Raw genomic sequence first — 17597 nt, 5'->3', positions numbered from 1 at the left:
CTGTCCGTGCGGCCTTGGGCATGCTGGTGGCATGTCCGCGATCATTCGTACCCGCGTCGTCGCCCGTGGAAGGGTCCAGGGAGTGTTCTTCCGGGACAGCTGCCGGCGCGCGGCCAACGCCGCCGGAGTGGCCGGATGGGTACGCAATCGCCACGACGGCGCCGTCGAGGCCGTCTTCGAAAGCACCGAGGTCCAGGTCGCCACGATGCTCGACTGGTGCCGGACCGGTCCACCCACCGCCCAAGTCCTGCACCTCGAGTCGCACGACGAGCGGGTGGAGGGCCTCACGTCGTTCGAGATCCGCCGCTGAGCGGCCCGGAGACCACGATGACGCGGACGTACGTCGCAAACCACCCCGGTGCGGGCGGGCCTGCAACGCACACCCGAGACCACGCAGGTCAGCACCGCATTGCGCTCAGCGTGCGTTCAGGTCGAGGGGGCAGACTGCGTCTCGTGCGGATCCTTGTCGTGGACGACGATCAGGGGGTCAGGGACTCCCTGCGCCGGTCGCTCGTCTTCAACGGCTTCGAGGTCGAGCTTGCCGAGAGTGGTGAGCAGGCGCTGCGAAGCGTCGCCGCGAAGAATCCCGACGCGGTGATCCTCGACGTCATGATGCCGCGCCTCGACGGAATCGCCACCTGTCGGGCGCTGCGGGCCACCGGCAACGATGTGCCCATCCTCGTCCTCACCGCGCGCGACGCGGTGGCGGACCGGGTCACCGGCCTCGACGCCGGGGCGGACGACTACCTGAGCAAGCCGTTCGCGCTCGAGGAGTTGCTGGCCCGGCTGCGAGCCCTGCTCCGGCGCGCGACGCCGGGCTCTGACGGCACGACGCTGGCCTACGCCGACCTCACGCTCGAGCCGAGCACGAGGGAAGTCCTCCGCGGTGAACGGGCGATCAGCCTGACACGTACCGAGTTCGCGCTCCTCGAGCTCTTCCTCCGCCACCCCAGGCAGGTCCTGGAGCGTACGCAGATCCTCGAGGAGGTGTGGGGCTTCGACTTCCCGACCTCGGCGAACTCCCTGGAGGTCTATGTCGGCTACCTCCGCCGCAAGACCGAGGCTGGCGGGGAACCTCGGCTGCTGCACACTGTGCGAGGCGTCGGCTACGTCCTTCGTGACACCCCACCGTGAGTCGCGCCATGAGACGCGCCGCGAACCTCCAGCCGAGAGTCCTCCCGTGAGTTCCGGCCCCCGCCCGTCCGTTCCCCGCCCGTCCGGGCCTCGCGAGCGCAGTCTCAGTCTGCGCGCGCGGGTCGGGCTCCTCGCCGCGCTCGGGGTGGGACTCATCGTGGTCCTCGTCTCCATCGCGGCCTACGTCACCGTCCGCGTGTCACTTCTCCGCCAGATCGACGCCAGCCTCTTCGAACGCGCTCAGGCGGCGGCGTCCAGCCCGCTGGGTGACCAGCAGGTGCTTGCCCAGATCCCCTCCGAGGCGCTCGGTGCGGCCGACATCCGGATCGCCCTCCTCCGCGCCGACACCGGCGTCATCGCGTCCAAGACCGAGGAGGGCAGGTTCCGCAATCCCCCGCTCGGCAGGCCCGAGCTGAACGTCGCGCGCGGCTTCCTCCCCTCGAGCGTGCGTACGGCCGAAGGCGATGACGGCAAGACCTACCGCGTCGTCGCGGTGCCGGCCTCCAGGGTCCGCGGATTCGCGCTCGTCCTCGGCCAGTCGACCGAACGGACCGAAGCGCTGCTGAAGCGGCTCGGGCTGGTGCTGCTGTTCGTCGGAGGCACGGGAGTCGCCGTCGCGGCATGGGCGGGGATGGGCATCGCCCGGACCGGTCTCCGCCCCGTACGCCGTCTCACCGCCGCCGCCGAGCACGTCGCCCGGACCGGTGACCTGCGACCGATTCCTGTGCAGGGCACAGACGAGCTGGCCCGGCTCGCCCATGCGTTCAACGCGATGTTGTCAGCACTGGCCGACTCCCGCGGGCGCGAACGCCGCCTCATCGCCGACGCCGGCCACGAACTGCGTACACCCCTCACCAGCTTGCGGACCAATCTCGACCTGCTCGCGCAGAGCGAGGGCCGACCGGGGCTGTCGCCCGCCGACCGGGAGGCACTGCTGCGCGACGTCCGCGCCCAGGTTGCGGAGCTCTCGTCGCTGGTGGGTGACCTGGTCGAACTGTCGCGGGAGGACCCGCCGGCCGCGACTCACGCTCCCGTCGACCTCGCCGACATCGTGGGGCACGCCGTGGAACGTGTACGCCGGCGCGCACCCGGGTTGCGTTTCGACGTGAGCGCGGAACCGTGGACGGTGTTCGGCGACGCACAGGCGCTCGAACGGGCGGTGACTAACCTGCTCGACAACGGCGCGAAGTGGAGCCCGCCGCAGGCCGCCGTGACGGTCACGTTGCGCGGAGGCGTGCTCGACGTCGCGGACCAGGGTCCCGGCATCGCCGACGCCGATCTGCCGCACGTGTTCGAGCGGTTCTACCGTTCGGAGGAGGCCCGGACGATGCCCGGATCAGGGCTCGGCCTGTCGATCGTCAAGCAGGTCGCCGAGCGCCACGGGGGCAGCGTCAGCGCGGGCCGAGCATCAGGTGGCGGCGCCTTGCTGACACTGCAGCTTCCCGGTACGCCGGGCCACGCGCGTGCGGGCGAGCCCGGACCCCCACCCACCGCACCGGACCGCTGAGCAAGGACGGGCTTCCGGCGGCTCTGGTCTCCACCCATCGCCGCCGGATCCGGAAGCGTGCCACCAGGGGACGCGCGCCCGGTGGTCGCGGTCATGTCGTACGGTGGGCGTTTCGCTCCCGGCGTCGCCGGCGTCAGGAGCCGGGGCCAGGGAGCCCGAAGCCGGACTGACCGGACATGGGGGTTTCTTCGGGACCTCTGGGCACCCTCTCAGTGTGATCTCAGCTACCAGGCCGAACCTTGAGGACATGAGCGAGACAACACCTTCGGGCCAGCCGCGCCGCCCTGAGGGAACGCCGGACCCGGCGCCCCAGGGCAGCAACGACGAGACGGCCCAGCGTCAAACCGGCCCGGGACAGCCACCTGGAGGTTCCGGCGGGCGCGAGGACACCAGGCAGATGCCGGCGTACGGACCCCCCGCCCACCATGCGTACGGCCATGACTCGCCAGGAGGAGGACCTGCCGGCGGACCGTCGTACGGGCAGCCCTACGGCGGGCCGTCACCCAACCAGCCGCCGTACCCGCCGGGCATCTCCGGTGGTCATCCCGACAAGCCCGCCCCCAGGCGCATGGCCGCCGCCACCGTCGTGGCCGTGGCCGTCGCGGCCGGCCTGGTCGGCGGCGGCACCGGGACGGCCGCCACGTATCTGCTCACCCGGGACCAGCAGGCCACACCGACGGCGACCGCTCTCGACGAGGTACCCAGAGGGCAGAACGCCTCGAACGCACCGCCCGGAAGCGTGCAACAGGTCGCGGACAAGCTCCTGCCGAGCGTGGTCTCCATAGCGGTCGCCTCGTCGCAGGGTGCGACAGGCGGAAGTGGGATCGTGCTCAGCGCCGACGGGCTGATCCTCACCAACAACCACGTCGCCGCTCCGGCCGAGCAGGGCGGCGAGATGAGCGTCACGTTCAGCAACGGCCGGAGCGCCAAGGCGGAGGTGGTCGGGCTCGACCCCACGACCGACCTCGCCGTCATCCGCGCCAGCGGCGTCACCGACCTGACCCCCGCCAAGCTGGGGAGCTCCTCGGCCCTCTCGGTCGGACAGAACGTCGTGGCCATCGGTTCGCCGCTCGGCCTGTCCGGCACGGTGACGTCGGGCATCGTCAGCGCCCTCGACCGGCCGGTACGCGCGGGTGACTCGGCCTCGTCCAACACCGTCATCGACGCGATCCAGACCGACGCCGCCATCAACCCCGGCAACTCCGGTGGCGCTCTCGTCAACATGGGTGGACAGGTCGTCGGCATCAACAGCGTCATCGCGACGGTCGGCGGCTCGATGGGCGGACAGTCGGGTTCGATCGGCGTCGGGTTCGCGATCCCGATCGACCAGGCCCGCCCGATCGCCAAGGAGCTGATCGACAAGGGACGGGCCGAACACGCCCAGCTCGGCGTGACCGTCTCACCTGCCACGTCCGAGAACGGTACGACCGAAGGTGCCGCCATCCGTTCGATCACGCCGGGAGGTGCGGCCGCGGACGCCAAGCTTCGCGACGGTGATGTCATCACGAAACTGGGTGACCGCCGGATCGCCGACGCCGACGCGCTGATCGCCGCCGTACGCTCGCATCGCCCGGGCGAGAAGGTGACTCTCACATTCGTCCGCGACGGCCGCACGCAGTCCGCCTCCGCAACCCTGGGCAGCGACGGCGGCCGGGCGCCACAGCAGGCGCCGGAGCAGGAGCAGGACGACGAGGGCGGGCTCCCGTTCCCCCTGCCGCGCTGAGCTGACGAGCGACTACCGCCGAGGGGACCTGGTGGGCACGGACGGTTCGGGAGGACCGGCCGTGCCCACGGCGTCGCCGATGGACGAGTAACCCGCCTCCCGCACCAGCCGCGCGAGGTCGCGGTGCAGTCGGCGCGGCCACAGCGGCCCGCCGTAGATGAATCCGGTGTACGCCTGGACCAGGGTCGCCCCGGCCCTGATGCGTTCCCAGGCGTCCTCGGCGTTCTCGATGCCGCCGACCGCGACGAGGACCACCCGGGAACCGGTCCGCGCGCGCAGGCGGCGGAGCACCTCGAGCGCACGCCTCTTCAGCGGAGCTCCCGACAGCCCGCCCGCTCCGATCTCCTCGACCGCGGCTGGCGCCGTCTGCAGTCCCTGGCGCGCGGTCGTCGTGTTGGTGGCGATGATGCCGTCCAGGCCGAGTTCGAGCGCGAGGTCGGCCACAGCGTCGATGTCGGCGTCGGCGAGGTCGGGGGCGATCTTGACCAGCAGCGGTACCCGCCGGCTCGCCGCCTCGTCCAGTGCCTCGCGTACGCCGAGGAGAAGCGGCCGCAGGTGTTCGATGGCCTGCAGGTTCCGCAGCCCGGGCGTGTTCGGCGAGCTGACGTTGACGACGAGGTAGTCGGCGACGTCGGCGAGCAGCCGCGTACTGCTCGCGTAGTCGGCGAGAGCCTCGGACTCCGGAACCACCTTGCTCTTGCCGATGTTGACCCCGACGGCACCCAGCGGGCCTCTGCCAGGCTCGCCCCCGCCCCGCCGACGGTCCTGGCACTTCCGGAGCCGCTGCGCCGCGACGGCGGCGCCGTGGTTGTTGAACCCCATCCGGTTGACGAGGGCGCGATCGTCCGGAAGCCGGAACATGCGCGGAGCCGGATTGCCCGGCTGGGACCGTGCGGTCACCGTGCCGACCTCGACGTACGCGAACCCGAGCGCGGTCATCGCCTCGACTCCGACCGCGTCCTTGTCGAAACCGGCAGCGAGACCGAGAGGGCCAGCGAAATCGAGCCCGAGTGTGTGCACGCGGAGCACCGGATCAACGGGTCCGAGCCACCGGCGGAGCATACGAGCGGCTCCCGGTGTCGCGCCGACCAGGCGGATCAGTCCGAACGCCAGCCGGTGCGCGGTCTCGGCCGGCAGGCGCTTCAGCACCCACGCGAACAGCAGGTTGTACATCTCGCTCCGGCAGGTCGGCGGCGGTGGGCTCGGTGGGCCTCTCGGTCGGGACAGGGCTCTCGGTCGGGACAGTCGGTCGGTGGGGCAGGGCTCTCGGTCGGGACAGTCGGTCGGTGGGGCAGCGGCGATCGGGCTGGTCAGGCCTGGTGTCGGCGGGCTCCGCGAGAATGGTGTCATGCTGTTCGTCGACCTGGCGCAGGCCTCCGCCACCGTGTCCGGCACGTCCTCGCGGCTCGCGAAGGTCCGCGAGATCGCCGACTGCCTCCGGGCCGCCGATCCCGACGAGGTCGCGCTCGTGGTGTTCTATCTCGCCGGCGAGCTCCGGCAGCGGCGCACGGGAGTGGGCTACGCCGCCCTGCGGGATCTGCCCGCGCCGAGTGAGACGGCCAGCCTCGGGGTGAGCGAGGTCGACCAGGCGTTCGAGGAGATCTCGAGGGTCGCGGGTCCGGGCTCACAGGCGCGTCGCCGGCAGCTGCTCTCCGACATCTGGGCCAGGGCGACCGCACCGGAGCAGCGGTTCCTCGCCGGGCTGATCGGTGGCGAGCTCCGCCAGGGCGCGCTCGACGGCGTCATGGTCGACGCCGTGATCAAGGCGAGCGCCCTTCCCGCCGCCGACGTCCGTCGAGCGATCATGGTCGCGGGAGCGATCGCTCCGGTCGCGAGCGCGGCCGTCGCCGCGGCGAACGACGCCACTCCCACCGACAGCGGCACCGGCACCGACAGCGGCACTGGCACCGACAGCGGCACTGGCTCCGACAGCGGCACTGGCTCCGACAGTGGCACCGCGGATGGGGCTTCCGACGCGAAGACCGGCGCAACTGTCCGGGCCACCGCGCGGGTCGGGGCAAGCGTGCTGGACCAGTTCCGGCTGGCGGTGGGCCGGCCGCTGCGGCCCATGCTCGCCTCACCCGCGCCCGACATGGCCGCCGCGCTGGCGAAGATCGACGGGCCGGCCGCGCTGGAGTGGAAGCTCGACGGCGTCCGGGTCCAGGTGCACCGCGAGGGCGACAGTGTCCGGATCTTCACCCGCACACTCGACGAGGTGACCGGCCGACTCCCCGAGATCGTCGAGGCGGTACGTGCGCTGCCGAGCGGTGCCATCGTGCTCGATGGCGAGGTCATCGCCCTCGACGACGCCGATCGGCCGCGCCCCTTCCAGGTGACTGCCAGCCGGGTGGGCAGCCGCACCGACGTCGCGAAGCTGAGGGAGGCGGTGCCGGTCCGGGCATTCTTCTTCGACGTCCTCCACCATGACGGCCGCGACCTCCTGGGCGAGCCCGGAACGGAGAGGTGGGCGGTGCTCGAACGCGTGCTCCCCTCCCACCTGCGGGTCCCCCGCATCGTCACATCTCACCTGGATGCGGCCACCACCTTCTTCTCCGACACCTGCGAACGTGGCCACGAAGGGGTCGTGGTCAAGGCCCTCACCGCGCCGTACGACGCAGGCCGGCGCGGCGCTGCCTGGATCAAGGTCAAGCCGCGCCACACCCTCGACCTGGTGGTCCTCGCCGTCGAGTGGGGTCACGGCCGGCGTACCGGACTGCTGTCCAACCTCCACCTCGGCGCCCGCGATCCGCGGACCGGCGAGTTCGTCATGCTCGGCAAGACGTTCAAGGGACTGACCGACGAGCTGCTGCGCTGGCAGACCGAGCGCCTGCTCGCGCTCGAGTCGCACCGCGACCGCTGGACCGTCTACGTCCGGCCGGAGCTGGTGGTCGAGATCGCGTTCGATGGCGTGCAGACGTCGAGCCGGTACGCCGGTGGGATGGCACTGCGCTTCGCCCGCGTGCTCCGCTACCGCGACGACAAGACGGCCACCGAAGCCGACACGGTCGAGACAGTCCGGGCGATCCACGCCGGCAGCGGTCCGTAGCTGCCCGAGGCGTCCCACGGCACTGCAAATCCGTCCGGAGACCGATGTGGGTGATTGGCCACGCCCGGACAATGCCCAGCGGCAAGACCGCGGTATGCCCGACAAGGGACGGATCCACGCCTCGTCACGACGCCCAGACGATCAAGCTTCGGGACTATCGGGGCAGGCCGGTACGCATGAACAGGCCCGCACCGGGAATTCGGTCGGACACCTGAGACGTTGAGCTGGTGACGGATCACCCGAGCGGTTCGGTGATCCGCGTGTCGGAGCTGGGAGGACACACTTTGCCACTGCGCCGTCGTCATGCCGAGGACTACGTCGAAGATCGCGATCTTGTGGGTCGCTATCTCGACGAGATCTCGCGTACGCCGCTGCTCGACGCGGCCCAGGAAGTCGAGCTTGCCAAGGCGATCGAAGCCGGTCAACTAGCTGAGCAACTGCTGGACAACCGCCTCGGCGACCGCGGGCGGGTTCCGGCGCAACCGACCCCCGACGAGCTGGTGTGGATCAGCGATGAGGGCCGCCGCGCCAAGCGGCACTTCCTGGAGGCCAACCTGCGGTTGGTGGTCTCCATCGCCCGCCGGTATGGCCGATCGGGCCTACCCCTGCTCGACCTGGTGCAAGAGGGCAACACCGGGCTCATCCGGGCAATCGAGAAGTTCGACTACACCAAGGGCTACAAGTTCTCCACCTACGCCACCTGGTGGATCCGCCAGGCGATCACCCGCGGCATCGCACAGCAGGCAAGGGTCGTCCGGCTGCCGGTCCACGTGGTCGAAGACCTCAACGCGCTCGGTGCCGCCCGGCGCGCGCTCGAGCGTGAGCTCGGCCGCGAGCCTGACAACGCAGAGCTCGCCGCCCAACTCGGCGTCGGCGAGAGCCGCGTCGAGGAACTCGTGAGCTGGGGCCGCGACCACGTGTCGCTCGACGTCACCGTCGACGACGACGGCGAGACCTCGCTCGGCGACCTGGTGGCGCGGGACGTGATGCCTGGCCCGGACGAGACCGTCGTCGCGGCGGAGTCCAGCTCCCGTCTCGCCGCGCTGATCGAGACCCTCGACGCCCGGTCTGCGGAGATCGTCCGGCTGCGCTACGGCCTCGACGACGGCCGGCCGTGGAAGCTCGCCGAGATCGCCGAGCGCTTCGGACTGTCCCGCGAGCGGGTCCGCCAGCTCGAACGCGACGCCCTCCACCGCCTCCGCAAGCTTGCCGAGCCAGATCTTGTGGGGCCCAACGCGGCCTGACCTGACGTTTTCCTACGTTCCCAACCCCCGTGGCGTCCCGGCCGGTGCTTCCGGCCGGGACGCCTTGGGTTCGGGTCGGGCGCAATGCGACGTCTGCTATCCGCCCGACATCGGTGGTACCGCCACGCTACGGTGGGTCCCCACATCGGGGAGAGCACGATCAGCAAGGGAGAGTCGATGGACACGGCGGAAGAGCAGCCGGGTCCGGACCTGGGCGACGCCGCCGCAGGCGGTCAGCTCGGCTCGACCCCCTGGGAGCTCGGCCGGGTGGTCGGTCGAGGGCCGTCGCATGACCCCTTGGCCGTTCTTCGTACCGCTGACGATCCGCCGTTCGACGTCTTCGTCTCCGGGACGGTCTTCCTCGACATCATCTTCACCGGCCTGGGTGCACCACCGGAGAGCGGTACGGAGATCTTCACCGAGGGCATGGGGTGTTCGCCCGGTGGCGTCGCCAACCTCGCGATCGCGCTCTCCCGGCTGGGTCTGCGTACGTCCTTGGCGGCGGCGTTCGGGCACGACGTCTACGGCGACTTCTGCTGGCGAACCCTTGCCGAGCAGGAGGACGTCGACCTCTCGGCATCGCGGAGGTTCCCGCACTGGCACTCACCGGTCACCGTCTCGCTGGCCTACCAGTCCGACCGGAGTCTCATCACACATGCCCACGACCCGCCGCTCAGCGCGGACGAGATGATCAGCTGCCAGGGCGTCGCACACACCCGGGCATGCTTCGTCGATCTGGGACCGGAGGCCGAGGACTGGACGCGCAGGGCCGCCGCGGACGGCGCCAGGGTCTTCGCCGACGTCGGCTGGGACCCGACCGAGCAGTGGTCGCCGGCCCTGTTGGATCGGCTCAGCGACTGTTACGCGTTCCTGCCGAACACCCCCGAAGCGCTCGCGTACACCCGGACGACGACACCTGAGGATGCGCTCTCGAAGCTCGGTGACCTGGTACCGGTGGCCGTTGTGACCCGCGGCAGCCGGGGCGCGCTCGCGGTCGACAACGAGACGGGTGAACGCGCCGACGTCCCGGCGCTGCCAGTGGAGGCGTTGGATACGACCGGTGCGGGTGACGTGTTCGCCGCCGGATTCGTCACGTCCACGCTCGCCGGCTGGCCGCTGCTGCACCGGCTGCGGTTCGCGAACCTGTGTGCCGCCCTGTCGGTGCAGCATTTCGGTGGGTCACTGTCCGCGCCCGGGTGGGCGGACATCGCCGGCTGGTGGCAGGTGGCCAAGCGGGTGCCCGGACTCGGCGACGTGGCGAAGGACTACGCGTTCCTCGACGACGTCGTACCGCAGGCTCCCGTCGGTGCCGTGCGCAGGGCGTCGGCGACCATCGGCTTCCAGACCGGGGGCATCGAGCCCTGAGCGCGCCGCGCGCGGAGTGCGTCCGCGGCGGCGCGGAAAGAAGGTCAGCCGCCGGAGTTGCGCTTGACCCAGCCCCAGGCGCTCGTGGCGAGGAACAGCACCAGAGCGATGATCCCGAGCCACAGCAGTGACTTGAAAAGGAAGCTGATCACGGCGATCGCCAACCAGACGGCGGCAATCACCAGCAGGATCTTCAGCATCGTCCACCTCCTGGTGCCCCACTCTACGGCGTAGGACGATCATCCACCTCGCCCAAGAACCCGGAACCTCCCCCTAGGGGTTACTCGGATCTGGAGACGTCCCGCGACGGCGGCGGCACATGTCTCAGGACGCCGGCATGATCGTGTGGTCGTAGGTGTCTTCGATGAACGCCTTCACGCTCGGCGACCGCAGCAGTTCGGCGAGCTTGCTGACCTGCGGATCGTCCTCGTCGCCGGCACGGACGAAGAGCCCGTTGACGTAGGCGTTACCGTCGGCGGGCTCCAGCACCAGCACCTTGCCCCCTGCTGCCGTCAGGCCGGTCCGCTGGGCGGTTGACACGTCGACCACCGCGGCGACGGCGTCGTCGTAGCCGCGCGGCATCTCCTCCGCCGGCACCTCGGTGATCCGTACGTGTTTCGGGTTTGCGGTGACGTCACGGACCGTCGCCTGCGTTCCCGCACCTTCGCGGAGGCGAACCACGCCGTGCGCCGCGAGGAGCCGCAGGGCGCGACCGGCCTTTGCCGATTCGCTCGGGATCAGGACCTCGCCGCCTTCCTCCAGATCGGACACGCGCGCGATGGTCGAGGAGTAGACCGCGAGCGGTTCGACGAAGACCGGTGCCACGAAGGCAAGACCTCGACCCGGCGTCACCTGTCCAAGGGCCGCCGCCTCCGGGTCGTTGCGTACGAACGCCACGTCGATGAGCTTGTCGCGGAGCGCCTCCTTCGCCGCGGCCGCGTCGGTGAAGCGCACCGGATCCAGCTCGAATCCGAGGGCCGGGGCGACGGCCTTGTCGACATGGGCCAGGATCTCGCCGTCCGGGCGCGGCGTGACGCCGACCTTGAGGACTCGCGGGGTGCTGAACGACAGCCCGATCGCCTCGGAGCTGCAGGCCGTAGGAGTCAGCAGGAGAAGGAACGCACAGAGCCCGCGGACCCACCGGGCGGGTGTCGACGGTATCCGCCCGGTGCCCCGGCGTGTTGCAGCCGCTCGCGCCGGCGCCGTCATCGCCGGTGCTCCAGCCGCCGGGCCACGAGGTCCCCGCCCACTTTCACGAGCTGGGTGAGGACGACGAACACGACGACGATCGCGGCGATGACGTCTGCCCGGAACGTCGAGTAGCCGTAGGTGATCGCCAACCGGCCGAGACCTTCGGGGTAGACGAAGCCGGCGATGGCGCTGTAGCCCAGCAGAACCACGATCGTCAACGCGAGCGCGGTGACGATACGGGAGAGGCCTTCGCGGAGCAGCACAGTCACGAGGATATGGCGGGTGCGCCCGCCCATCGCGTACGCCGCGTCGACGAGGCCTCGGTCGACCTTGCCGAGACTCCGTTCGACCCGGCGGGCGAAGAAGGGGACGGCTGCGAGCGTCAGCGGGACGATGGCCGCGAGGACACCGACCGATTCACCCGCCAGCCTGCGCGTGAGGGGAATCGCGGCGATCAGGAGGACGAGGAAGGGCAGGCTTCCGCCCGTATCGAGGACCACACCGAGGATCCGGTGGAGCCGGCTCATGTGCAGCGGCCCGCCCTGCCCGGTCGACATGAGGAGTACGCCGAGTGGAAGGCCGATGGCGACAGTGAGCAGCGTCGCGAGGGACACCATCGACAGCGTCGCGAGTGTCGCGTCGGCGAGTTCCGGCCCCACCGCGTTCCAGTTACTGAACCGTCCCTGACTCAGCTGTATGGCCTGACTCATATGTGCACTTTCGGTGTGAGGTGAAGATCGGCGAACCTGAGCAGGGCCCTCTGGCAGTCCTCCCCCGGTCCGATCAGTTCGACACGCAGCCGACCGACGGACAGCCCACAGATCGTCTCGACGCCGCCGGCAACGACTGACACGTCGATACCGCAGGCCCTTGCTGTCTCGGTCAGCGCGATCTCGTGCTCGGCATCGCCAGTGAAGGTGAGGTCGGCGAGCAGCCGGTCACGGTCGGCGCCTGTCACAGGGTCGGGAAGGGTGGGCAGGAGTGCTCCGGCGAGGTCGGAGTCGGGCCTGCGTAACACGTCGGTCACCATGGCGTGCTCGGCCACTCGCCCGTCACGCAGCAGGGCCACGGAGTCGCAGACGGCCTTGACCACAACGTGGTGCTGGGTGGCCAGGAGGACGGTGACACCGAACCGTCGCGCGAGGTTTCGTACCAGGTCGAGGACGTGGGAACCGGTCGCCGGGTCGAGGTCCCTGGTCGGCTCGTGGCAGAGCATCACCCGCGGACCGGCCACCAGCGCCCGGGCGATCCTAGCGCGCGAGCGGTCCAGGACGCCCAACTCGGCCGGGTAGGCGCCCGCGTACTCCGCCAGGCCCACCAGGTCGAGCATCTCGTCGACGAACAGGTCACGCTTCCGTTGGCGTACGCCCGCGAACTCCAGCGGCAGGCCGACGTTCCGCGCGATGGTCCGCTGGTCGAGCAATCCGGCATCGCCGGTAAGCATCCCGATGCCGTGGCGAGCGGATCTGAGCGCGGACCGGCTCGCCGCGGTCAGATCCTGCCCGGCGACGACCACACTGCCGCCGTCGGGGCGGTCGAGCAGGTTGACGCAGCGCACCAGGGTCCGCAGCGCGGACACCGACTCGCCTATGACGCCGCAGATCTCGCCGGCCTCGACATGCAGGTCCACGCCGTCGAGTTCCACGTTCTCGCGGCCGGAGAGCCGACGGTTCTTCTGGATGTCGTCCAGTTCGATCACGGGCAGGGCTTTCGAAGGGGGTACGTCGTGAGGACGTCCGCTCGAAGGAGGTGACTCGTCGCGGGTTCGGCGACCGACGAGAGGAGATCGTCGGGCACAAGCACGCGCGTAGTCAACCAGCGTGATCAACTTCTGTCGACACCAGGGGCGCGGCGCCCCTTGCCGGAGGCACTCAGCTGGTGCTGGAACGCTTCCAGAGGTTGATGCCGGCCTCGACCGCGTGGCCGTCGATCTCGGCGAGTTCGTCAGCGCTGAAGTCCAACGTGTCGAGTGCGCGGACGTTGTCCTCCAACTGCTCGACGCTGCTGGCACCGATGAGGACGGACGTCATCTGCGGATGCCGCAAGGCCCACGCCAGTGCCATCTGCGCCAGCGACTGACCCCGTCGGGCCGCGATCGCGTTGAGCGCACGGACGTGCGCGAGGTTCTTCTCCGACAGTTGGTCGGGCGAAAGTGACTTCCCCTGCGACGCCCGCGATCCCTCGGGGATGCCGCCGAGGTACTTGTCCGTGAGCATGCCCTGGGCCAGGGGCGAGAAGGCGATGCAACCGACTCCCAGCTCGCCGAGCGTGTCGACGAGCGCTTCCTCGATCCAGCGGTTGAGCATCGAGTACGACGGCTGGTGGATGAGCAGGGGCGTGCCGAGATCGGCGAGGATCGCGGCGGCCTGCCTGGTGTGCTCGGGTGAGTACGACGAGATGCCGGCGTACAACGCCTTTCCCTGCCGGACGGCGGAGTCGAGCGCTCCCATCGTCTCCTCGAGCGGAGTGTCGGGGTCGAACCGGTGGGAGTAGAAGATGTCGACGTAGTCCAGTCCCATCCGGGAAAGGCTCTGGTCGAGGCTGGACAGCAGGTATTTGCGCGATCCCCACTCGCCGTACGGCCCGGGCCACATGTAGTAACCGGCCTTGGTGGAGATGACGAGCTCGTCGCGGTAGGGCGCGAAGTCCTGGCGGAACAGCTTGCCGAAGTTGAGCTCGGCCGACCCGGCGGGAGGCCCGTAGTTGTTGGCCAGGTCGAAGTGGGTCACGCCGAGATCGAACGCCCGGCGCAGGATCGCGCGCTGCCGCTCGAGCGGCATGTCGTCGCCGAAGTTGTGCCAGAGCCCGAGCGACACGGCGGGCAGGTGGAGCCCGTTGCGGCCGGAGCGGCGGTATGTCATCCGGTCATAGCGATCTGCTGCAGCGTCATATCCCATGGCCCAGGAGTCTCCCACGCGGGTGGGACAGGCCCTCTGCCGGCTTCCGGAGCCGGACAACGACCGGGAAGCGGCGGAGTCCGCTCAGGTGTCCGCCGGTGGACGCGGTGCCTATCCTGGGACTTCGGTCGATGTCCGATGCCCCCATGTGTTGACCGATGACCAGATGCGACCGATGACCGACGACCGACGACCGGGGCTGCTCGTCGGCACCCGGCAGACGGAAGAGGTGCTCCCACATGCTCCTCGCTGAAGACCTTCTCCTCCTCCTGGTCGACGACGCCACCGGAAAACCCGTGACTGACGGGACGAAACTGGACCACGCGATCGCTGGTGCACTCCTTCTCGAACTGGCCCTGCAAGGCAAGGTTGACGTCGCGGAAACCCGGGAGGAGAACGTCAGGAAGGGGCGGCTCGTCGTCCGCGACCACGCACCCGCTGGCGAACCGGTCCTCGACGACGCTCTGACGTTCATCGCGGGCAAGAACGGAAAGAAGCCCGACAGCGTGATAGGGCCGCTCGGCAAGGGACTGCGCGCCCGGCTCCTGAGTGGCCTCGCGGACCGAGGCATCCTCCGCCGCGAGGAGGGCAGGATTCTGGGCATCTTCCCGACGACCAGGTGGCCGGCCGAGGATTCCCGTCACGAGAACGCCTTGCGTGAACGCCTGCACGACGTCCTCGTGGTCGGCCTGACGCCGGACGACCGGATCGGGGCGCTGGTTTCGCTGCTCTCGGCCATCGACGTGGTACCGAAGGTCGTCGAGTCGTTGGACAGGCGCGCACTCAAGCGACGCGCGAAGGAGATAGCAGAGGGGGCCTGGGCCGCGGACGCCGTACGACGGGCGGTCGAGGCGGTCAACGCGGCCACTGTCGCGACGATCGCGGCGACGGCGGCAGCGACATCAGACTCGGGCGGTTGAGAGCGCCGATAACGGTCGCGCCCCCCGCAACTTGCCCACCGACGGGGATGCCATTCACAATCTAACATACTAGCCTTTCAGGTCGATGTGTCCTTCTTTCTTCACCACGCGACGTGGCCCCCGACAAACGTTGACATCCGCACCACACAGCGACCTGACGGAGTTGATCTCGTGACCTCGAATTTCGACGGCCTTGGTCTCAACCTCGGCAACCTCTACCGCCTCTCCGATGCGCAGTCGCGATCGATCTCGGCGGAGAACCCGACAGGTGAGCCAGGCAAGGGAGCGCTGGCGACCGAGGGCCTCGGCGCTGACGCGGCACGCGACCTCGGTACCGGCTGGAAGGTCAGCCCGGCCGTGAGTATCAAGGCGGGAACGACCTTCGAGGTCGCCGACATCGAAGGGCCGGGTTCGATCCAGCAGATCTGGATGACCCCTGCGGGCGAGATCCGCTTTCTCATCCTGCGGATCTACTGGGACGACCAGGAGCAGCCGTCGGTGGAGACCCCACTCGGCGACTTCTTCGCCTCGGGCTGGGGACCCTTCGCACAGATCTCCTCACTCCCGGTCTGCGTCAATCCACGCAACGGGTTCAACTGCTACTGGCAGATGCCATTCCGGCGCCGCTGCCGGATCACGGTGGAGAACCTTTCCGAAAAGGATTCCGTCCTCTTCTATCAGGTGAATTACCAACTCACCCAGGTGCCCGAGGACGCGGCCTATTTCCACGCCCAGTTCCGGCGTACGAACCCGCTGCCATACAAACAGGACTACACGATCGTCGACGGGATTTCGGGGTCCGGCCACTTCGTCGGCACCTACGTCGCGTGGGGCGTCAACAACAACGGCTGGTGGGGCGAGGGTGAGCTGAAATGGTTCATCGACGGTGAGGATGCACCCACGATCTGTGGTACCGGAACCGAGGACTACTTCTGTGGTGCGTGGGCATTCCACGTCGACGGCAACTACCAGACCTTCACGACGCCGTACGCCGGAATGCCGCTCGTCGTGATGCCCGACGGCAAGGACCCGAACGCCGCGCAGAGCCGGTTCAGCCTCTACCGCTGGCACATCACCGATCCGATCCGGTTCCGCGACGGACTCCGCGTCACCATGCAGGCACTCGGCTGGCGCACAGGAACCCGTTATCTCCCGCTGCAGGACGACATCGCGTCGGTGGCGTACTGGTACCAGGCACTGCCGACGGCGGCATTCCCGGAGCTGCCCGACCGGGACTACCTCGAGATCATCTGAGCGGGCCTGCCTTCTGGATGAGGGGCGCCCTCATCCAGCGGAACGGCTGCGCTGCTGCGGCGGTGGCGCGGTCGAGTCTCGTGTCACGAGGCGTACGCCCAGACAGGTCACCCGCCGTGTCATCGCCGGCGCGGCGACCCGCTGCACGAGGTGCCAGATCCCCTGCGCGCCCAGCAGGTCGATGTCGACGTGGACGGTCGTCAGCGGCGGCGGACTGTGGGATGCCATCTCCATGTCGTCGTACCCGATCACCGAGCACTGTTCAGGCACCGCGATCCCCCGCGTGCGCAGCGCCTCGAGCGCTCCCAACGCGGTCGAGTCGTTGCTGGCGAAGACCGCCGTAGGCGGCGTCGGCAGGTCGAGCAACTGGTCCATGGCCACGCGACCGGCGGGGAAGCTGAGGTCGGCCGACCGCTGCACGTAGCGCGGCGGCACCCGAAGCCCTCGCTCGGCGAGTGCCCGGCGATATCCCGCCACCCGGTCCGCGAGCGGCCGCAGCTCGGGCAGCCCGACGATCATCGCCGGCGGCGGGTCGGTGTGTCCGAGATCGAGAAGCGCCCGGGTGGCGAGATACCCGCCGTGCTCGTCCTCACTGCGTACGCAGTCGACCGGAAGGTCCTCGACAGTGTGGTCCACCGTGACACAAGGCGTTCCCGCGTCCAGCAGGCGGCGGATGAACCGGTCGTCGAGCGAGCCGAGGATCAGCAGGCCCTGCGCCTGGCGCCGCGCGACGATGAGCGGAAGCTGTCTGTCGTCGGCGTCCTCCACCGTCTCCAGGGTGAGGGCGATCCCGAGGTCGGCGCAGGCGCGCTGGGCGCCGTTGAGCACCTCCATGTAGAACGGATTTCCCGGCGAGGGGAAGTGCAGGCGGCGGGCAAGGATCCCGGCGGTGGTGAGCGCGGAACCGGCGGCCCGGGTCGACTGGCGGGGACGTCGGGTGTAGCCGAGTTCCTCCGCGGCGGCGACCACCGCGGCCTTGGTCTCCCGGGAAGCCGAACCCTTGTCGGACAGAACGCCGGACGCGGTGCCGATGGAGACTCCCGCGCGCTCGGCCACTTCCCGCAGGGTCGGCCGCCGCTCCGACGACATCCGCTCGCACCCACTCCCTGTGACGGCCGGCCTGGTGACCTGGCCACTCCGCGTAACTGCCGGCATGTTATCCAGGCAGCTGTCGCCCGCCCCCTCTGCCCGCCTCCTCTGCCCGCCTCCTCTGCCCGCCTCCTCTGCCCGTCTCCTCTGCCCGTCTCCTCTGCCCGTCTCCTCTGCCCGTCTCCTCTGCCCGTCTCCTCTGCCCGTCTCCTCTGCCCGTCTCCTCT

16 protein-coding genes are annotated in these 17597 nt (G+C 69.7%); 9 read left to right on the top strand and 7 right to left on the bottom strand.

The features are described 5' to 3' along the window. The first annotated feature begins 31 nt into the window (after nucleotides 1–31). The 4 genes from ABN028_RS06610 to ABN028_RS06595 all read left to right on the top strand — a co-directional run bounded on the left by ABN028_RS06610 (nucleotide 32) and on the right by ABN028_RS06595 (nucleotide 4364). A complete protein-coding gene (locus ABN028_RS06610) occupies nucleotides 32–310 on the top strand; it encodes an acylphosphatase (protein ID WP_349695978.1) in 279 nt (92 codons plus the stop codon). Between the two features lie 143 nt (nucleotides 311–453). Further along, nucleotides 454–1134 carry a response regulator transcription factor gene (locus tag ABN028_RS06605; protein WP_349329146.1) on the top strand — a complete coding sequence of 227 codons (681 nt, stop codon included), beginning with the start codon at nucleotides 454–456 and terminating at the stop codon, nucleotides 1132–1134. Nucleotides 1135–1180: 46 nt separating this feature from the next. Beyond that, nucleotides 1181–2641: an ATP-binding protein gene (locus ABN028_RS06600; protein WP_349695977.1), complete on the top strand. Its 1461-nt coding sequence runs from the start codon at nucleotides 1181–1183 to the stop codon at nucleotides 2639–2641. Nucleotides 2642–2888: 247 nt separating this feature from the next. Further along, nucleotides 2889–4364, top strand: coding sequence for a S1C family serine protease (locus tag ABN028_RS06595; RefSeq protein WP_349695976.1), 1476 nt, complete (start codon nucleotides 2889–2891; stop codon nucleotides 4362–4364). A gap of 12 nt (nucleotides 4365–4376) precedes the next feature. Here ABN028_RS06595 and ABN028_RS06590 read toward each other — a convergent pair whose 3' ends face one another. Beyond that, nucleotides 4377–5537 carry a quinone-dependent dihydroorotate dehydrogenase gene (locus ABN028_RS06590; RefSeq protein ID WP_349695975.1) on the bottom strand — a complete coding sequence of 387 codons (1161 nt, stop codon included), beginning with the start codon at nucleotides 5535–5537 and terminating at the stop codon, nucleotides 4377–4379. Between the two features lie 79 nt (nucleotides 5538–5616). Here ABN028_RS06590 and ABN028_RS06585 point away from each other — a divergent pair, with 79 nt between their 5' ends. From ABN028_RS06585 to ABN028_RS06575, 3 genes are all read left to right on the top strand, one after another. Continuing rightward, nucleotides 5617–7410 carry an ATP-dependent DNA ligase gene (locus ABN028_RS06585; protein ID WP_349695974.1) on the top strand — a complete coding sequence of 598 codons (1794 nt, stop codon included), beginning with the start codon at nucleotides 5617–5619 and terminating at the stop codon, nucleotides 7408–7410. Between the two features lie 290 nt (nucleotides 7411–7700). Next, the gene (locus tag ABN028_RS06580; RefSeq protein WP_349329272.1) at nucleotides 7701–8654 is read left to right on the top strand and encodes a sigma-70 family RNA polymerase sigma factor; all 954 of its coding nucleotides are present in this window, start codon (nucleotides 7701–7703) and stop codon (nucleotides 8652–8654) included. A 177-nt stretch (nucleotides 8655–8831) separates the two neighbouring features. Further along, nucleotides 8832–10019, top strand: coding sequence for a carbohydrate kinase family protein (locus tag ABN028_RS06575; protein WP_349329141.1), 1188 nt, complete (start codon nucleotides 8832–8834; stop codon nucleotides 10017–10019). A gap of 44 nt (nucleotides 10020–10063) precedes the next feature. On the opposite strand, the gene ABN028_RS06570 is transcribed toward ABN028_RS06575, so the two are convergent. From ABN028_RS06570 to mgrA, 5 genes are all read right to left on the bottom strand, one after another. Beyond that, nucleotides 10064–10219: a hypothetical protein gene (locus ABN028_RS06570; RefSeq protein WP_349691911.1), complete on the bottom strand. Its 156-nt coding sequence runs from the start codon at nucleotides 10217–10219 to the stop codon at nucleotides 10064–10066. Nucleotides 10220–10343: 124 nt separating this feature from the next. Beyond that, nucleotides 10344–11228 carry a MetQ/NlpA family ABC transporter substrate-binding protein gene (locus ABN028_RS06565; RefSeq protein WP_349329139.1) on the bottom strand — a complete coding sequence of 295 codons (885 nt, stop codon included), beginning with the start codon at nucleotides 11226–11228 and terminating at the stop codon, nucleotides 10344–10346. Next, the gene (locus ABN028_RS06560; RefSeq protein ID WP_349695973.1) at nucleotides 11225–11920 is read right to left on the bottom strand and encodes a methionine ABC transporter permease; all 696 of its coding nucleotides are present in this window, start codon (nucleotides 11918–11920) and stop codon (nucleotides 11225–11227) included. Before ABN028_RS06560 ends, ABN028_RS06565 begins: the two co-directional genes overlap by 4 nt. Next, nucleotides 11917–12909, bottom strand: coding sequence for a methionine ABC transporter ATP-binding protein (locus ABN028_RS06555; RefSeq protein WP_349329137.1), 993 nt, complete (start codon nucleotides 12907–12909; stop codon nucleotides 11917–11919). Before ABN028_RS06555 ends, ABN028_RS06560 begins: the two co-directional genes overlap by 4 nt. 172 nt (nucleotides 12910–13081) lie before the next feature. Further along, nucleotides 13082–14107, bottom strand: coding sequence for an L-glyceraldehyde 3-phosphate reductase (gene mgrA / locus ABN028_RS06550; RefSeq protein WP_349329136.1), 1026 nt, complete (start codon nucleotides 14105–14107; stop codon nucleotides 13082–13084). A 239-nt stretch (nucleotides 14108–14346) separates the two neighbouring features. Between mgrA and ABN028_RS06545 the strand changes: the two genes are divergently transcribed. Both ABN028_RS06545 and ABN028_RS06540 read left to right on the top strand, forming a co-directional pair. Beyond that, nucleotides 14347–15027, top strand: coding sequence for a GOLPH3/VPS74 family protein (locus tag ABN028_RS06545; protein ID WP_349695972.1), 681 nt, complete (start codon nucleotides 14347–14349; stop codon nucleotides 15025–15027). A 171-nt stretch (nucleotides 15028–15198) separates the two neighbouring features. Continuing rightward, nucleotides 15199–16281, top strand: a complete 1083-nt coding sequence (locus tag ABN028_RS06540) for a glycoside hydrolase family 172 protein (protein ID WP_349695971.1) — start codon at nucleotides 15199–15201, stop codon at nucleotides 16279–16281. Nucleotides 16282–16311: 30 nt separating this feature from the next. Here ABN028_RS06540 and ABN028_RS06535 read toward each other — a convergent pair whose 3' ends face one another. Continuing rightward, nucleotides 16312–17370 carry a LacI family DNA-binding transcriptional regulator gene (locus ABN028_RS06535; RefSeq protein WP_349695970.1) on the bottom strand — a complete coding sequence of 353 codons (1059 nt, stop codon included), beginning with the start codon at nucleotides 17368–17370 and terminating at the stop codon, nucleotides 16312–16314. Between the last annotated feature and the right edge of the window lie 227 nt (nucleotides 17371–17597).

The organism is Actinopolymorpha sp. B17G11 (assembly GCF_040196095.1).
In the GTDB taxonomy this organism is placed as follows: domain Bacteria; phylum Actinomycetota; class Actinomycetes; order Propionibacteriales; family Actinopolymorphaceae; genus Thermasporomyces.
The sequence above is the reverse complement of the archived record's forward strand: the minus strand, read 5'-3'. Positions and strand labels throughout refer to the sequence as shown.